Source organism: uncultured Duncaniella sp. (genome assembly GCF_910578445.1).
GTDB lineage: Bacteria > Bacteroidota > Bacteroidia > Bacteroidales > Muribaculaceae > Duncaniella.
The window spans coordinates 58,951-75,632 of record NZ_CAJTQC010000004.1 but is presented as its reverse complement, the minus strand read 5'-3'; the positions used below and the strand labels follow the sequence as shown (position 1 = coordinate 75,632).

Here is a 16,682-nt window from a genome sequence, read left to right as displayed (position 1 = left end):
ACCGTATGATTCACAGTGAACGCCTTTTTGGTTTCATTAAGTCAAGATGCTCAGATCATCTCGGCTATGATATCTTTGATTCGCTGAGCGAGAGCGTCGGCTTCGGCCATTGTCGCAGCTTCGCTGTAGATGCGGATGATCGGTTCGGTGTTTGATTTGCGGAGGTGAACCCACGAATCCTCGAAATCAATCTTCACACCGTCGATGTCAGTGATTTGTTCGCCTGCAAATTTGTCTTTGACAGCAGCGAGGATGGCATCAACGTCGATTTCCGGTGTAAGCTCCATCTTGTTTTTAGCGATTTCGTAGGCCGGATAGGTTTTTTTGAGCTCGCTGACTTTCTTTCCGCTCTTGGCAAGCAGAGAGAGGAAGAGTGCCACACCTACGAGTGCGTCGCGACCATAGTGAGCTGCCGGATAGATTACGCCACCGTTGCCTTCGCCACCGATGATTGCTCCGGTTTCCTTCATTTTTGTAGTCACGTTCACTTCGCCGACTGCTGCAGCTGAATATTCGCATCCGTGACGGTGGGTGACATCGCGGAGCGCACGTGAAGAACTGAGGTTCGACACTGTCGATCCGGGTGTATGGGCAAGCACATAGTCTGCGATGGAGACAAGTGTGTATTCCTCGACAAACATCTCTCCGTTTTCCATCACGATTGCAAGACGGTCAACATCGGGATCGACCACAAAGCCAACATCCGCGCGTCCGTCGGCCATGAGCGATGAAATCTGGGTGAGGTTCTGAGGAATAGGTTCGGGCGTATGTGCGAATTTGCCGTTGGGTTCGCAGTTAAGTTCGATTATGTTCTTCACGCCAAGTGCACGCAGCAACTGAGGGATGACCACACCGCCAACAGAGTTGACAGCGTCGACAGCCACTGTGAAGTTCGCTTTGCGGATGGCCTCGGTGTCGACGAGGTCAAGAGCGAGCACCTGCTCGATGTGACGGAGGTTATATGTGTTGTTGGTGTATTCGTGACCGAGGTCGTCGACTTCTGCAAACTTATATGCTTCCTCTTCTGCGATGCGGAGCACTTCTTTGCCTTGTGCGTCGTTGAGGAATTCACCATCTTCGTTAAGAAGTTTGAGCGCATTCCACTGTTTGGGATTGTGGCTCGCTGTGAGGATGATGCCGCCGCAGGCTTTTTCGGCTACCACTGCTATTTCAGTAGTCGGGGTAGATGCCGGTCCGATGTTGATTACATCGAAGCCCATTGCCGTCAATGTGCCGACAACGATGTCATTGACCATTTTTCCGCTGAGACGTGCATCGCGTCCGACAACAATAGTGCGGTTTTCGCGTGTAGTGTTTGCAGCTATGAACGTTGCGTAGGCAGCTGTGAACTTTACGATGTCGAGTGGCGAGAGTCCGTCGCCGGGAGCACCGCCGATTGTTCCGCGGATGCCCGAAATACTCTTGATAAGTGACATGGCTTGGTGGTTTTTATATCATTGATTTGAAATAGCGGATGTGATAGAGATAGGGCACGACGTATGAAATCTCGTCTATCGGGCCGTCCTGCGACTTGATGACGAGGTTCACTTCTGCGTTATAGCCGAGATATTTCATTGGCAACTGGATTCCTGTGCCGTATTGGGTGGATTCCGAGACCGTCAGGTTGTCGAAAAGGAAATAGGTCGAAGCATTGTTCATGCCGTCGGCGTTTCCTGAGCCGAGAAGGGTATTGTCGCCACCGACAACATAGTAGAACATGTTGTAGCGTGTGAAGCGGAAATATACACGGTCGTTCTTTTCCGGCTTTTCGTCCGTGCCGGCTGAAAGCACTTGCATGTAGACGTTGTTTTCCTCGTCAAGTCTGTAGAACGGAGCGTCAGGCCCGATTTCAAATTTTCCGTCTTCAGGGAGGTTGTCGACAACCTGATATTGAACCAGAAATTTGTTGACAGCCTGATTTTCGTCCTGAAGGAGTTCGGCATAGCTCTTTGAGTCGTCACAGGATGTGAAGCCCAGTGTGAGCCCGATAAGCATGATTATTGGAGAAAGAAGTTTCTTCATTGATGGATTATTATCGTTGTTTTAAAATATTCTTGTCTGGATTGATGGTCAGAGATATCTGTCGTATGACGGGATTACTTCAAGCAGTTTTTCCAGTGCTTCGCTGAGCGGTCCGTGGAATTCTCCTCCGGCGGCATTCGTGTGGCCTCCGCCATCGAAGTTTTCCTCGCATATCCGGCTGACAGAAAAATCACCTTTGCTTCTCATCGAAACTTTCACGCAGTCTTTGGCATCCTCGCGCAGAAATACCGAATAGGTTATCTCAGGGATGGAAAGTGGGATATTGACAAGGCCTTCGGTGTCGCCCTTGCTGTAGTCAAACTCCTTCAGTTCCTCTTCGCTTAGAGTGATGATGGCTGCACGGTGGTCTGAAAGAAGCTGCATGCGGTATTGTCCGTAGCCCATGATTCTCACGCGTGATTCTGATGAGGTGTTCATGACAAGTTTGTAGATGTTGTCCTTGTCGATTCCTTTGCGCATCAGGTCGTAGATGATGAGATAGAGGTCGGGGTCGTTTGAATTGTATGAGAAATTTCCCGTATCGGTCATCATGCCTGTGTAGATACATGCGGCTGAGCTGCGGTTGAGGTATCTCGTCCACTGTGCCTGCCAGAGTGTTATATAGAGGAGAGCGCAGGTCGACGACACCTCCGGACGTGAAATTATCACATCGGCCTCGATGCGTGGTTCGAGATGATGGTCGATTACTATTTTTTTCGCTTTTGAGTCCTGTAGCGGGGTAGTAAGCCGGTCAACGCGTGCAGGGTCGTTGAAATCCATGCAGAAAATAAGGTCGGCCTTTGCGATGAGTTCATGTGCGCGGTCGTTCTGGCGGGTTGCAGCGACAAGTTCGCGCACACCGGGGAGAAACAGAAGCGTTTTGGGCGCACAGTCGGCTGTGACCACATTGACTGATTTGCCAAGGGCCTTCAGGACATACCATAAGGCGAACGATGAGCCGAGCGCGTCGCCGTCAGGACTGACGTGGCAGGTTATGACGATGTCGCGCGACACCAGCACATACTGCTTGATTGTCTCGATCAGCGATTGGTCGATTACGGTGTGAAACCGGGGCTGTTTTTTGAATTCTGCCATAATGAGCGCAAAGATACGAAAAAACTTAGAGATTTCAGTCTTTCCGGCTCTCGGCTTTTTCGTGACAGGAGCCGGTTTCGTATATCGGATAAAGTTACCTGTTTATTTCTGAGGCAATATGACGATGAATCGAGCGCCCTTGACATAGCTCGTGTCGAGCTGCACGTCTCCGCCCATTATGCGGGCGAGCATGCGTGATATGGTGAGACCGAGGCCTGCGCCCTGAGTGTCTTTGTCGAGTTTGACAAACCTGTCGAATATCGCATCCTTTTTGTCCTGTTTTATGCCTATGCCGGTGTCTGTGACGCTGAACACCACTGTTTCTTTATCTTCATCGACCCGATAGGAGAGAGTGATTGAGCCTTTGGTGGTGAATTTTGCGGCGTTTGTCAGAAGGTTGAGCAATATCTGATGAAGTCTCTGCGGATCGGTGAAGAGGCTTATTGCCGGAGATTCGGCGTCGAATTGCAGGACTACCTGTGGCGAGAGTCTTTGTCGCACTCCGTCGAGCACCATTGTGCACAGCGACCTCAGATCGGTCGAACGGTTGTGGATGGGGACGGAATTGCTGTCGATTTCCGATATATGGAGCACGTCGTTGACGATTGTGCTGAGCAGTTCGCTGTTAAGTTCAACGAGAGATGTGAAGCGTTCAAGGTATTTGCGGTTTGATGCGTCAGCACAGTCCACAATCAGTTTGCTGTATTCACTGATTGCCTTGAGGGGCGCGTTCACTTCATAGCTCATGTTCTTGATGAAATCGGTCTTCAGGTTGTTGGCCTTCTGTGCCATGTCGCGGGCTTTGACGAGTTCCTGACGTGATTGTTCGAGGTTTTCGCTCTTTTCGCGCAGCTCTCTGTTTGATTTGTCGAGTGTCACGACGAGAGAGCGGTTTCGCCGGTTAAGACGGAAAAGCACGATGACGGAAATGAGAAGTATGATTGTGGCTGCGATGGCTATGATTATAGTCAGGCGCAGCGCCCGTGATTCAGCGCGCTGTTTCTCTATCTGAAGCTGGTTGTAGTTGTTGGTCAGTTCTGAATTGTCGGAAAGCACCTGCAGTTCGCGGTACTTTTCATCGAGGCGCTGGCTAAGGTTGTCTTCAAGCAGCTTGTAGTATTCACATGCGGCTTTCAATAGGGTTTCTTTGTCGCCTATGGCTTCGGCACATTCGATTTCATGTTTCAGCAGCCGTCGGCGGTCCTGAATGTTGTATGGATTGTCGATGCAGCTTTTGATATATCCGAGTGCTTTGTCATAGTTTTTGTATGCGAGGTTGTAGTATATCTGTGGGGTGGGAGAGACCTCGTTTGTTTCAGCCGATGTGTAGTCGCTGGCTGCGAGTTCCATTGCAAGTTTATAGTATTTTTCAATCTCGTGGGGGGCGAGCATCGGGAAATTAGATAGAAGGCGGGTGTAGATGATATAGCGGTTGGCATCGAAAGAATGATACACCCGTCCGATTTCACGATAATGTTTTTCAAGAATCTCGATGCCCTCAAGGGTCTTCATGTCGGCCTGCATGGATTTTTCATATTCCATGTTGTCTCTGTAGATGAGTGCCGCATGTACGTTATAGGCATTACGGATTGATATGGCTGTCGGCGGAAGTTGGTTGATCAGGTCGCCGAGTTCGTCGAGTTTATGTGATAGGATGTCGCTCGCGCCGATCTGCCACAGTAACATGCAGATTGAATGGCCGAGCACTATCCTGTCATAGAGGTTCGTCGGAGGATTGAGTGTGGTGGTCTGCAACAGGTCCATGAGTATATCTCTCTGCTCTTCGTGTTCTGAATAGCGGGCCTGGCAGATGTTGCGCGTGAGTTTTATCAGAGTGCGGGTCTCGCGTAGTTCGTCGAGTTTGCTTTCATATTGCTCTTCGTTCCCGAGTTTTGAGTAGCGAAGCGTGCGGTTATAGAGCTCGACGAGCATCGAGTCGTTGCGTATGTAGCGGTTGGTAAGGTTGCGCAGTGTCTCCAGAGCAGTGCTGACATCGTTTGCCCTGTCGGCTACGTCAAACATCTGTAGCCCGACGAGCGTCCCTTCGTCGCGAGGCAGGAGGTCAAAGAGATTGCACATGATTCTCAATGAGTCCTTTTGCGTGGTGGCGACGGCAAGACGCTCATAAAAAGTGTCGGTCAGAGCTTTTGTGTCGTTGCGTGATACGGCTCCGGCTGTGAGGGTTGAGAGTATGTTGAGCACAATGATCAGTGCGTAATATCTGTGTTTCATGATTGTAGTATCCGTTTGTAGATTGTTGGTGTGATGGGCCGGGCGTTTTGATGGAAAGGTGACCGGTGTGCTGAATAAGGTTTCGGACTGCTTTTAAATGTCAAGTTCGAGACCGGGGCGCTTTGCCACTTTGATTATTTCGTCGGGGGTGTCGACGATGTTGTCGGCATGGTGGTCCTTGAGTTCTTTGAAGGAGCGGAATCCCCACGTTACGCCACATGAGTCCACGCAAGCTCTTCTGGCTGTCTCCATGTCGACTCCTGAATCTCCGACATAAAGCACCTTGGATTTGCGTGCCGGGCATTTCGCAAGAATTTCAAACACGATTGACGGGTCGGGTTTGGTCGGGACTCCCTCTTTCTGCCCCTCGACAGCCTGCCAGTTCACAAAGGGGAAGTAGTGTTTGATGAGAGCTTCGACGGCTGCCTGATATTTGTTGGATGCGACTGCGAGTTTCACCCCCATGTCAGATAGCTCCCGCAGCATTTCGTTGATGCCCGGATAGGGTTGGGTGAGATCGGTCTGATGTTCGTCATAATATTCCTTGAAGTGGGCGCGCACATTCTCGACAGTTTCCGGCGTGCGTTCGTCTTCAGGCAATGCGCGCTCTATGAGGCGGGTGATTCCGTTGCCAACCATTTTGGGATATGATGCGAGGTTGTGTTCCGGATAGCCGCATGCACGGAGTGCATGGTTGGTCGCTGTGCCGAGGTCTGCAATGGTGTTGAGCAGTGTCCCGTCGAGGTCGAATATTATGAGCTGTTTCATCTGTTCCTTTATTTACTATGTTATTTCAGAATAGTTATAATAGGTGTGAATTACATAACGGGTGTTTTTTATCGTCAGAATGGATAACCGACGGCGAAGTGGAATGTCGCGTCACGATGCCAGTCGGGATGGATAATTGGCCATTGTTCCTGCCCCATTGCCGGGTTGTGGGCTTTCATGCCGAGGTCGAGTCTGAGGAGAAAATAAGAGAAGTCAAACCGCAGGCCGAGTCCGTAGGCAACGGCAATCTCTTTCCAGAATGTTTTGAATTTAAACATGCCTCCGGGCTGGTTTTCGTAGTTGTGTATTGTCCAGATGTTTCCTGCGTCGATAAAAGCTCCGGCTTCAAGTACCCAGAATAGTTTTGTCCTGTATTCAAGGCTCATGTCGAGACGAATGTCGCCACATTGGTTGATAAAGTCGCTTACGGAGTTGTGTGAGTCATATCTGCCCGGTCCGAGAGTGCGTACGCCCCATCCGCGCACTCCGTTCGCGCCTCCGGCATAGAAACGCTTCTCGAAGGGAAGCACAGTCGAGTTGCCATATGGCACTCCTATGCCGCCTCCGACATGAAACGCAAGTGAGTGACGTTGGTTATAGTTGCGTGTCAGCGAATAGTCTATTTCTGATTTGACATACTGCGAATAATTTATGCCGAACACTCTGTAGGCTCCGTTGCGGCGTTTGCTGTCAGACAGCGACGATATGGCATAGAGAAGATTGCCGGCGGTCTCGATAGATGCACGGAGCGTGTAGACTGTCGGTTGAAGGGTGTATGTCTTGTTGAGCGACGACGGGATGCGTTTGTTGGTGTCGTAATACCTGTAACCCATGCTCATGATGAAGTGGTCTTCATAGCTGTAGCGGAGCAGCGGGTTGTCGGGGGCGATGAGGTCAAGGAAGTTGTTGGTGCTTTCAGGCAGATAGACATAGTTGATGTCGATCAGGTCGAAATAGTGGCGACGGGTGTTGCTGCGGTTGCCCCACTTGTATTTCCACGCTGCGCCGGCGATTATTCGGGTGTATTCAGGCCGTTCCTGATAGTTGAACGACAGTGCGAATTCCGTGCTGACGTTGAGTCGCTCTCTGAGCCGTTGCGATGCGAACGGGAATTCGAATTTCGGGAAAGTGATGCCCACTTCACCGGCATATTCCGTGTAACGGTCGTTTATAAGGCCGTTGAACGACCCCGACAGGCTTTCGTAGTTCACTCGCAGTCTGGTTGTGAGGAGTTGGGAGCCTTTGGCGAGATTTCGGTGCTGATAAGTAGCTCCGATACCGAAACCGAGGTCTCCTTCCGAGTTTGTACCTTCGACATTGAATGTGATTGACTGCTTTTTGTTGCGCGACAGCTGGATGTAGGCGTTCAGCCAGCGTTTTCCGTCGATATCTCCGACAGGGACAAGCTCGATGTTGATTGTCTTGAGTATGCCGAGACGGGCGAGAGCCTCGTAGGTTCTGTCGACATCAGCCGCGCGATATATCTGTCCCGGTACGAGATAACATTTTTGTCGCAGTGTCCCGGGGTTGATATAGTGGTCTTTGCCGTAGATAACCTTGATGTCATGATAGGTGACCGTGTCGGCATCCTCATGTTTCTGGTTTGATGTCGGTGTCGATCCGTTTGTGACGAAATATATTTGATTGATGTAGTATTGTTGGTGGCGTGAAAGAGAATCGGCCACGATTTTACCTCCGTGCAGGGTGCGTGGAGGCCTGACATTCAATGTGAGGTCTACTTCTTTTGAAAATTCCGCTGTGTCGGCGTAAAATGTGATGTATTCTTTGTTGAACGAATAGTAGCCGTGGTTGCGCAGGCGTTGGGTTATGAGAGTCCGTTCGGCGTCGAGCATGTCGCGGTCGAAGCGGTTGCCGGGGCGCAGTGTGAATAGCGCCGAGTCTTCGAGTACGATTCGTTCGATGAGGGTGTCAGGAATTTCGTAGGCGATAGACGATATGCGTCTTGGTTCGCCTGTAAATACATTATATGTGACATCGATTTTTTTCTTGCCTGTCTGGATTGTGGTGTCGACATCGATCCGTGCTTCGAGATAACCTCGGTTGACAAGGGCCTGACGCAACTGTCGGGCAGATGCGTCAGTGAGTGGCTGTGAATATATGACCGGGGGCTGTCCCATCCGTCTGACCCAGCGGTTATACCATTTGGTTGAGTCCTTACCCGAAAGATTATACGTCCCGAGCTGTAGTTTCCAGAACCCAAGGACTTTATGGTTGGGGCTCTGCTTGAGGTAATTGTCAAGTTCTTCATTTGTCACCTCATTGTCGCCCTCGATGTTGATTTTCACATTGTCGAGCATATAAGACCCTTGTGGGACATGACGGGTCGAACTGCATCCCGACAAGAGCATGACACAGGCGACGGATAGAAATGTGACAATAAAATGCGTGAATCTACACATAATTATGTGCAAAGTTACATTACCTCCGCCAAATAACCAAGCTACCTGTTGCAAAAAAGCATACAGATGTAAAACTGAGGCTTTGGTTACAAAGTTTAAGCCGGTGGATTTGGATTATAGTGACACGTTTCGTAATTTTGCAGCTTGGCTGAAGGAGTGTTTTTCCCCGGCCGGATTTTTGTATAAATTTTCATCAATTGAACATATCTGAATAGAATTATGAAAGGAAAAATGTCACCCATGGTCATCCTGACCATTGTTCTGGCAGCCCTATTGCTCATCGCGGTCGGTTTCGGAGTGACGCAGGTGGCGTCATTGAAATCTCAGGTACAGGAAGCTCAGCTTGAAAACGAGGAATTGAAACTTTCGAACGAACAGCTTCAGCTGTCCAACGAATTTGATGTGCTCAACGCTGAATTCCAGCAATATGAAGATCAGGCTCAGCGACTCGCCAACGACACTATCCTTGCGAAATATACAGCTGCCAAGGCTAAGGTCGAGCAGCTTATGCAGGAACTCAAGAGCGAGAAAGTGAAGTCGCAGGCACGCATCAACGAGCTTCAGAAAGAAATCGCAACCCTCAAAAGCCTTCTGCGTCACTATATCGCGCAGATTGACTCGCTAAACAAGGAAAATGCCGGTCTTAGAGCGGAAAATCAGGAAATAAAAAGCCAGAATGAGCGCCTTTCGTCACGCGTGCAGGAGGTTACACGGACTGCCGAGACTCTGAGCGAGCGTATGACTTTGGCCGAGAAACTCAATGTGACAGGCGTGTCGCTGACAGGACTCAAGAAGAACGGTAAGACAGAAAAAAATATCACAAAGGCCAAGCAGCTGATGGTGACATTTACAATTCCGCAGAACAATTCTACTCCTGTCGGTGAAAAGACTATCTATCTCCGTCTTGTCAATCCTGAGGGGCAGCTGCTCGGAAGCGTAGGGTCGTTCAGCTTTGAGGGCAAGTCGATTCCGTGTACCGCACGAAAGTCAATCGAGTATGCCGGTGAGGAGATTCCCGGTGTGAAAATCTACTGGGATGTCAACACGACTCTCACTCCCGGTGACTACACGGTCGAGCTTTTCACCGACGGTTACCGTCTGACTTCACGTCATTTCACTATGAAAAAATAAACATCAGGAACTTTCGGGCCGATGGCCTTTGTGCCGTCGGCCGGTTTTCTCCTGACAAGTCTCCTGAAAAACAATGGAACAATTCTGGCACATAGTCAATAACGTTGAGCTTAACACGACATCGGCGATATTCCGTATAACGCTCAGTCTGCTCCTCGGCAGTGTGATAGGCATAGAGCGCAAGCGGAAAGGGCAGATGGCCGGATTGCGCACCTTCTCGCTCATTTCAATGGGAGCGTGCATAGCCATGATGCTTTCGATTTACGTGTGTCAGGAGACGGTCGGTCTTCTTCGCGGCGACCCCAGCCGAATCGCCGCTCAGGTTCTGTCGGGCATCGGTTTTCTCGGCGCGGGAACTATCATACAGATGAAAGGGTCGGTCCGCGGACTGACGACCGCCGCCGGAATATGGATAATCGCGACTATTGGCATGGCCGTTGGCTGTGGCCTTTATCTGATTGCGGTCGTGGCGACTATGCTGGTGCTTGTGGTGCTCACCATTCTCGAGCAGATTGAACACCGGGTCAATGTCGGGAATGAGGCGCGCACAATCAGGCTTAAGGTAAGGGGGATAGTGAAGACCATAAAGCCCTATCGCGATGTGCTCGAACGCTACAATATCCATCTCTCAAGGGTCTATGTCGAATATGACTACGAGGCTGATACCACCCGTCTCAATCTTTTGATTCTTATTCGTGAGCATTCCGATTTCATAGAGGTCTTTTCGGCTCTCCACGATGTGCATCCTACAATCTCAATCTCGCTCTCCAATCAGGCTGACCTCTCCTGAGCGGTGAACACGCTAATGAATTCACGCTTCCTATGATACTCAACTTGATTCTCGCAAACGCCGCTGTGGCATCGGAGACATTCAACGTAGAGGGGCTCATCCGTGACCTCGCTTTTATCCTGATTCTCGGGGCTGTCACGACTCTGGTGTTCAAATGGCTCAAGCAGCCTGTTGTCCTCGGCTATATTGTGGCCGGTTTTCTTGCAAGTCCTCATTTCGAATATCTTCCCTCGGTGAGCACGGAGGACAATATCGAGTTCTGGGCTCAGATCGGCATTGTCGTCCTGCTGTTTTCGCTTGGACTTGAATTCAGTTTCAAGAAACTTGTCAATGCCGGCGGATCGGCTGTCGTCACGGCTCTGTTTATCGTATGCGGAATGATGGGGGCGGGTTTCGCTGTCGGTCATGTGCTCGGTTTTTCCCATATCAACAGTCTTTTTCTCGGAGGCATGCTCTCCATGTCGTCGACCACTATTATTATAAAGGCGTTTACTGATTTGAACCTGCGTCACCGCAAGTTTGCATCGCTTGTGTTTGCCGTCCTGATTGTCGAGGACCTTTTTGCGGTGTTGATGATGGTGATATTGTCGTCGATAGCGATAAACAACAGCGTTGAAGGCGGCGAGATGCTCTATAGTGTCAGCAAGCTTGCTTTCTTCCTTATAATATGGTTTGTCGTGGGTGTATTCGTGCTGCCATCGCTCCTCAATTCTCAGCGGAGGTTTCTCAATTCAGAGACTCTTCTCATCGTATCTATGGGGCTGTGTCTCGGCATGGCGGTTTTCTCTGTGGCGTGCGGATTTTCCCTTGCGCTCGGGGCGTTCGTCATGGGGTCGATTCTCGCGGGAACGAGTTTTGCCGAGCGTATCGAGAAGGTGACGCTTCCGGTCAAGGACCTTTTCGGCTCTGTCTTTTTCCTCTCTGTCGGCATGATGGTCAATCCGCATATAATTGTCGAATACTGGGGGCCGATTCTTTTCCTCTCGGTCGTGGTGATTGTCGGCATGATATTTTTCGGGACTACAGGCATGCTGCTGACAGGTCAGTCTCTGCGTGTGGCCATAGAGTCGGGCTTCTCGCTGACGCAGATCGGTGAGTTCGCTTTCATCATCGCATCGCTTGGCATGTCGCTCGGAGTGCTCGACCCGCAGATCTATCCAATCGTGGTGGCTGTGTCGGTGGTGACTACATTTACCACACCGTATTTCATACGCATGGCTGACCCGGCCTGTGATTTTGTCGAATCACATCTGCCGAAGCGTCTCCATTTCCTTATTCACCGTTACACCGAGGACGCGACGACTTCGGCAAGTGCTACGAAGCAGTTGTGGATGTCTCTTTTCAAGCGCTACCTGTGGCGCGTAGTGCTCTACTCGATGGTGCTTATCGCGCTCTGTATCATATCGCTCGACTATCTTTTGCCTCTCTTCACCGGGATTTTCCCCTCGTGGGGTCGTTTCGTGACCACTGTGGTGGCGCTGATGCTCATGTCGCCTTTCCTGCTTGCCATGACCTATCCGGCATCGAAGAAAACTGAGCGCGAGCGCCTTGTTGCCGCCAATGCCCGCTACGATGTGCCTCTTATAATCATGACTATAGTCCGATTGCTGATTGCCATGATTCTCGTTGTCTATCTTCTCAGCTCGATCTATTCTATGACTGTGGGTTGGACCATCGGTGTCGGTCTGTTCTTCATACTTGCGCTCTCGTTCTCCAAGTCAGCCCATAGGCGCATGGTCAGGATCGAATCGCGTTTCATCGACAATCTCAACGAGCGAGAACTGCGCCGCAGCGGAGCAAAAAACCGTCTTGTCCCCAATATGCACCTTGCCTATATGACCGTTGGCTACCAGTGTCCTTTTGTCGGCGAACAGCTGAAGAATTCCGGACTCCGCAGCCGTTATGGTGTTTCGGTTTCGTCGATTCAACGCGGAGGACGCATGATTATGGTCCCGGGCGCGACCGAACGTGTCTTTCCCGGCGATGTGCTCGGAGTGATAGGAACTGACGAAGAGATACAGAAACTCCTGCCTGTTGTCGAGGCCTGCAGTGATGACGAAACCGCAGGTCCGACTTCGACCGACGTAAAGCTTACCGGTATACTTTTGAAATCAACATCCCCCTTGATTGGCAAGACAATCGTAAGCTCCGATTTCCGCAACACATGGGAGGCACTTCTGGTGGCTGTCCAGCGTGGCGACGATTATCTCCAGCCGGACGTGTCGATTGTATTCACTGAAGGCGATACGGTGTGGGTGGTCGGAAATCTGAAGCGCATTTCAGCTATTGAAGGATAGGGGACTCTTATCCCGAAATTCCTGAATTCTGTCTGATATAGGCCTCATTTTTGCGAATTTCTTGGAAAGACCGATAAAACATTGTATCTTTAGGCCGTCAACCCGTGAACTTTTTCCTGTTTACAGTGTTTAAACATTGTAAATTCACAACAACCTTAAAAATTATAAAAAGAATGAAAGCTTTAAACATCGTTCTCGCAGTTATCGGCGGCGCAGTAGCCGGCGCAACAGTTGGTCTCCTTCTTGCTCCCGAAAAGGGCGAAAAGACTCGTGACAATATCGTTAAGTATCTCGAAAGCAAGGGCATCAAGCTGCAGAAGAGCAAACTTGAAGAACTTGCCGACGAAATTGCCGAGGAAATCAAGAAGTAATATCCACGACGGATTGCAGTCTTCAGATTCAGATTTAATCCGGAGGCTAAACATAAACGCTCAATTTGTAACACATAATTAACATTCTTTACCGATATGTCAAATCTGTCATTGCTTTATGCCTTTATCGGCGGTGCTATCGTAGGCGCAGGAGCCGCAGTCCTTTTCGCTCCCGAAAAGGGAGAGGATGTGCGTGCACGCATCACCGAACTTCTCCGCAAGAAGGGTATCATCTGTTCCGACAATGAAATCGATGCCCTCGTCGAGCAGCTTACAACTGAAATTGACGACTAATATATAAAGGTATAATACCGACCCGAATATTTAAGCTTTCAGGCTCGTGTCGCATCCCCATGCCTTTCGTTTGGTCGGATGTGGTGCGGGCCTGAAGTCGGGATTATATAATTCACACGTTCTTATTAGTTATATGTCTGATAAACAAAATCAAATCCATGCTTTCTGGGCCGAAATCAAGGATGCTCTCAAGTTGCATGTCAACTATGCGAAGTTTACCGCAGCCGAAAAGCTGACACTTCTTCTGACAACAGTTACATTTGCCTTTATCGGCTTCGTGCTTATTTCATTATTCATGTTTTTCCTGTCGATTGCCATTGTGCGTTGCATCGCGACAGGGACAGGGATGATATGGGCTTATTTTATAATGTGTGGATTCTACGTGTTTTTGCTTGCTATTGTATTCGCATTCCGCAAGCAGTTGGTCATAAATCCGATTGCACGGTTCGTTTCCCGCCTGTTTTTCAATCCCTGATTTATCCATTATCCTGACATCGACAAAATGAGTAATACTACGACAAAACAACTCCCTCACGAAAAATCGGAGTGGAACGGCTACACTCTTGAAGAACTCCGCTATATGCGGGCATACACAGCGGCACGTATTGAAATCACACGCGACCGCCTGCAACGCAATTTCGGAAATCTCAAGGACTACGGGCCTGTTTCGAAAACAGGCCTGCTCGGCAAGGTGCTGGGGACGCTCAGCTATATTGACATCGCCATCATCACCTACCGTATCGGTAGCCGTGCGCTGCGCACGATGCGTTTCCTTCGCGGAAAACGTTGATTCCATCCGAAGCTCTTTCCTTTTTCGCCTGCCGGCAGAGAAAGGATATATACCCTTGAATGTATAACCCCAAATAGTGCATATATAACCAGTGAACGATTATGTTGAAGTGCGTCTCGAACTGACACCGTGCGACGAGACGCGTACAGATATCCTTGCCGCTATCCTTGCCGACGGCGGCTTTGAAAGTTTTGTCGCAGATTCCGAAGGGCTGACGGCTTATATAAAGGCTGAGTCCTATAGCGCAGATGCGGTCAGGGAGCTGATTGCTGATTTCCCGATGGAAACAGAGTTTGAGATTAGCGCTACGACTGTCGAAGGCCGCGACTGGAACAGCGAGTGGGAGAAAAACTATTTTCAGCCTATCGTGATTGACAACCAGTGTGTCATCCACAGCTCATTCCATAAGGATATTCCGGAATGCCGCTACGACATTGTGATTGACCCGAAGATGGCGTTTGGAACGGGGCATCATGCCACCACTTCTTTGATTCTGCGCCAACTGCTTTCGATGGATTTGTCTGGAATGAAGATTGTCGACATGGGGACAGGCACGGGAATCCTTGCCATTCTCGCCTCAATGCGCGGAGCAGCCCGCATCGATGCTGTCGAAATCGACGAGTTCGCCTTCAACAATGCCGTTGACAATGTACGTCTTAATTTTGCCGAAAACATTTACCTCCACCTCGGCGACGCCTCGACTCTCGGTCTCATCGGAAATGTCGGGCTTTTCATTGCCAATATCAACCGCAATATAATCACTGCCGACCTTCCGGCCTATGTCGCAACTCTTGCACCCGGGGCGACTGTGCTTCTCAGTGGATTCTACGAGGAGGATATTCCTGTGATTCTTGCGGTGGCTGAGCCTTTGGGACTCGCCTACAAGGAACACCATACGCTCGACAGATGGTCTTGTTTGGTGCTTGAACTGAAAAAATGATAATTCCGACTCCGCAGCTCAGGCTGCCGGAGTCTTACTTCGAGTGCGTAAGCAACGATTTTAGGGATCGGTTTTGCCCGGTCGGAAAGAGCAGTCGTAAGGCCGCTCTTTTTTATTTAATGGGGGATTACTTTCTGCCCCATCAACAATTTTAACTTATTTGTCTTTCCCATTGAGGTTTTCAATGCAAATTCAGTAAAAATCCACGATGTAAGCTCTCGATATTCAGATATTTTCGTTAAATTTGCGAGCGGATAGGCATAGTCTGTCCACGACATTTTAGAAAAATAAGAAGCGTTATGCTCAATCTTGTGATTGTGAACGTAGGAAATTCATTAAGGACAAGGATTAGCATAGTGGTTCTCACGCGTATAGGCTGCTATTGTTACATCTGTCCAAACGGTTTCCTACGACCTACAATCACGACGTGGCATAGTTAGCTCACGTTTCCTTTTTTTAACTAATCTCACCATTGAGCCAATAGGAAACAAAAATGTATTATGAATAAACTCTTCATTCCATTTCTTTTCATCGTCTGTCTTTTTATGACGTCATGTCTGGATGACGATGAACCGCGCGACAAGACCAAGGATATCATTATGTCTGTTTCTGAAGAAACTGGAATAATGTATGACATTTTTGACGACAAGAGGGAATACCCCCTTGTGTGCCTTCGCGTTATGGACGAGGATTTCCCCGGCGAGTGGCGCAATCTGGCTATGAATGCTATTGAAGGATTTGATTATGAGTCAGGTCATAGGTACACGTTGAAAGTACGCCGTACTATCCTTGCAAATCCTCCGGCTGATGCAAGTTCATACACTTATCGTCTTCTTGAAATCTTGGAAGACAGAATATGGCCCGAAGAACCTAAGGAGGACAATAAAATAATTGTCAACAAGGAAGAGGATATCCCATATGAAGATAAATGCCCGTATCATATCTATAATCTTTATAAAGATGCGTTTGTCATAGATGGAAATGGGAAAATGCATTATGCCAATTACAAAGACGGCGATATTGAATTCGATTTGAGTACCGCTGCTATTCGGCTGGAATTTGCTATCGAAACGAGTTCCCCCGATTTTATTGAGTTCAATCGTATTGGCAAGAAAGCGACCTCGGCTTATGTCCTATCACCGTTGACCGACAAGATTGAAAGGGTGAGTCTGACAAGAGGAACTCTTTATCTCAAAGACGTGATTTCGCAGGATTTATACGATGAGATAGCCGCTAAGTATGAAAGCGGAAGAACGCTTGAATACTCACTTGTGCTTGCTAACAGCCGTCGTTATGGCCTCCAAAAAGTACATTTTGCTATAAGCAAAGAATAGTGGCATGTCATTAATTTATGTTGTTAATAAGGAAATTCAAACATGGACAATCTGTAAAACATGTTAAAATGATTTCTACTGAGCGAGACGAATAATTTGTTCGTTATAGCAATTTTTTAACGTGGTAGCAGATTATGCAGCTCGAAAAATCGCCGTTATTTTACATAATGGCGATTTTTTTAATCGGATTTAAGAATT

Annotated in this window: 15 protein-coding genes; 9 read left to right on the top strand and 6 right to left on the bottom strand. The window is 49.0% G+C overall.

Annotated features, from left to right (window positions below; genetic code table 11):
* Window positions 1–50 precede the first annotated feature (50 nt).
* The 6 genes from glmM to QZ311_RS03510 form a co-directional block, all read right to left on the bottom strand.
* Complete coding sequence (gene glmM, locus QZ311_RS03535) at window positions 51–1,436, bottom strand: phosphoglucosamine mutase (RefSeq protein ID WP_297063957.1); 1,386 nt, start codon at window positions 1,434–1,436, stop codon at window positions 51–53.
* Window positions 1,437–1,449: 13 nt separating this feature from the next.
* A complete protein-coding gene (locus tag QZ311_RS03530; protein ID WP_297063952.1) occupies window positions 1,450–2,022 on the bottom strand; it encodes a DUF4827 family protein in 573 nt (190 codons plus the stop codon).
* A gap of 48 nt (window positions 2,023–2,070) precedes the next feature.
* Window positions 2,071–3,117 (bottom strand): bifunctional oligoribonuclease/PAP phosphatase NrnA, encoded by a 1,047-nt coding sequence (locus tag QZ311_RS03525; protein ID WP_297063951.1) that lies wholly within the window; start codon window positions 3,115–3,117, stop codon window positions 2,071–2,073.
* 102 nt (window positions 3,118–3,219) lie between these two features.
* The gene (locus QZ311_RS03520) at window positions 3,220–5,349 is read right to left on the bottom strand and encodes a HAMP domain-containing sensor histidine kinase (RefSeq protein ID WP_297063948.1); all 2,130 of its coding nucleotides are present in this window, start codon (window positions 5,347–5,349) and stop codon (window positions 3,220–3,222) included.
* A gap of 93 nt (window positions 5,350–5,442) precedes the next feature.
* Complete coding sequence (locus tag QZ311_RS03515; protein WP_297063944.1) at window positions 5,443–6,117, bottom strand: HAD family hydrolase; 675 nt, start codon at window positions 6,115–6,117, stop codon at window positions 5,443–5,445.
* Window positions 6,118–6,191: 74 nt separating this feature from the next.
* Window positions 6,192–8,537 (bottom strand): outer membrane protein assembly factor, encoded by a 2,346-nt coding sequence (locus QZ311_RS03510; protein WP_297063941.1) that lies wholly within the window; start codon window positions 8,535–8,537, stop codon window positions 6,192–6,194.
* A gap of 219 nt (window positions 8,538–8,756) precedes the next feature.
* Here QZ311_RS03510 and QZ311_RS03505 point away from each other — a divergent pair, with 219 nt between their 5' ends.
* The 9 genes from QZ311_RS03505 to QZ311_RS03465 all read left to right on the top strand — a co-directional run bounded on the left by QZ311_RS03505 (window position 8,757) and on the right by QZ311_RS03465 (window position 16,484).
* Window positions 8,757–9,668 carry a hypothetical protein gene (locus tag QZ311_RS03505; RefSeq protein ID WP_297063937.1) on the top strand — a complete coding sequence of 304 codons (912 nt, stop codon included), beginning with the start codon at window positions 8,757–8,759 and terminating at the stop codon, window positions 9,666–9,668.
* 73 nt (window positions 9,669–9,741) lie between these two features.
* Window positions 9,742–10,458 (top strand): MgtC/SapB family protein, encoded by a 717-nt coding sequence (locus QZ311_RS03500; protein WP_297063934.1) that lies wholly within the window; start codon window positions 9,742–9,744, stop codon window positions 10,456–10,458.
* 32 nt (window positions 10,459–10,490) lie between these two features.
* Window positions 10,491–12,755 carry a cation:proton antiporter gene (locus tag QZ311_RS03495; protein ID WP_297063931.1) on the top strand — a complete coding sequence of 755 codons (2,265 nt, stop codon included), beginning with the start codon at window positions 10,491–10,493 and terminating at the stop codon, window positions 12,753–12,755.
* 173 nt (window positions 12,756–12,928) lie between these two features.
* Window positions 12,929–13,126 (top strand): YtxH domain-containing protein, encoded by a 198-nt coding sequence (locus QZ311_RS03490; protein WP_123613304.1) that lies wholly within the window; start codon window positions 12,929–12,931, stop codon window positions 13,124–13,126.
* Window positions 13,127–13,222: 96 nt separating this feature from the next.
* Complete coding sequence (locus tag QZ311_RS03485) at window positions 13,223–13,420, top strand: YtxH domain-containing protein (RefSeq protein ID WP_123613305.1); 198 nt, start codon at window positions 13,223–13,225, stop codon at window positions 13,418–13,420.
* 133 nt (window positions 13,421–13,553) lie between these two features.
* A complete protein-coding gene (locus tag QZ311_RS03480) occupies window positions 13,554–13,895 on the top strand; it encodes a hypothetical protein (protein WP_297063924.1) in 342 nt (113 codons plus the stop codon).
* A 27-nt stretch (window positions 13,896–13,922) separates the two neighbouring features.
* Entirely contained in the window at window positions 13,923–14,210 is a 288-nt protein-coding gene (locus QZ311_RS03475; protein ID WP_297063921.1) for a hypothetical protein, read from the top strand.
* Window positions 14,211–14,301: 91 nt separating this feature from the next.
* Complete coding sequence (prmA, locus tag QZ311_RS03470; RefSeq protein ID WP_297063916.1) at window positions 14,302–15,150, top strand: 50S ribosomal protein L11 methyltransferase; 849 nt, start codon at window positions 14,302–14,304, stop codon at window positions 15,148–15,150.
* Window positions 15,151–15,650: 500 nt separating this feature from the next.
* Window positions 15,651–16,484, top strand: a complete 834-nt coding sequence (locus QZ311_RS03465) for a DUF4377 domain-containing protein (RefSeq protein WP_297063913.1) — start codon at window positions 15,651–15,653, stop codon at window positions 16,482–16,484.
* Window positions 16,485–16,682: the final 198 nt, after the last annotated feature.

Bases quoted from the DNA above. Each gene is read 5' to 3' on its own strand.
- QZ311_RS03505 (WP_297063937.1), top strand. From the start codon at position 8,757: ATGAAAGGAAAAATGTCACCCATGGTCATCCTGACCATTGTTCTGGCA.
- QZ311_RS03510 (WP_297063941.1), bottom strand. From the start codon at position 8,537: ATGTGTAGATTCACGCATTTTATTGTCACATTTCTATCCGTCGCCTGT.
- QZ311_RS03525 (WP_297063951.1), bottom strand. From the start codon at position 3,117: ATGGCAGAATTCAAAAAACAGCCCCGGTTTCACACCGTAATCGACCAA.
- glmM (WP_297063957.1), bottom strand. From the start codon at position 1,436: ATGTCACTTATCAAGAGTATTTCGGGCATCCGCGGAACAATCGGCGGT.
- QZ311_RS03495 (WP_297063931.1), top strand. From the start codon at position 10,491: ATGATACTCAACTTGATTCTCGCAAACGCCGCTGTGGCATCGGAGACA.
- QZ311_RS03465 (WP_297063913.1), top strand. From the start codon at position 15,651: ATGAATAAACTCTTCATTCCATTTCTTTTCATCGTCTGTCTTTTTATG.
- QZ311_RS03530 (WP_297063952.1), bottom strand. From the start codon at position 2,022: ATGAAGAAACTTCTTTCTCCAATAATCATGCTTATCGGGCTCACACTG.
- QZ311_RS03500 (WP_297063934.1), top strand. From the start codon at position 9,742: ATGGAACAATTCTGGCACATAGTCAATAACGTTGAGCTTAACACGACA.
- QZ311_RS03515 (WP_297063944.1), bottom strand. From the start codon at position 6,117: ATGAAACAGCTCATAATATTCGACCTCGACGGGACACTGCTCAACACC.
- QZ311_RS03520 (WP_297063948.1), bottom strand. From the start codon at position 5,349: ATGAAACACAGATATTACGCACTGATCATTGTGCTCAACATACTCTCA.
- QZ311_RS03475 (WP_297063921.1), top strand. From the start codon at position 13,923: ATGAGTAATACTACGACAAAACAACTCCCTCACGAAAAATCGGAGTGG.
- QZ311_RS03480 (WP_297063924.1), top strand. From the start codon at position 13,554: ATGTCTGATAAACAAAATCAAATCCATGCTTTCTGGGCCGAAATCAAG.
- QZ311_RS03490 (WP_123613304.1), top strand. From the start codon at position 12,929: ATGAAAGCTTTAAACATCGTTCTCGCAGTTATCGGCGGCGCAGTAGCC.
- QZ311_RS03485 (WP_123613305.1), top strand. From the start codon at position 13,223: ATGTCAAATCTGTCATTGCTTTATGCCTTTATCGGCGGTGCTATCGTA.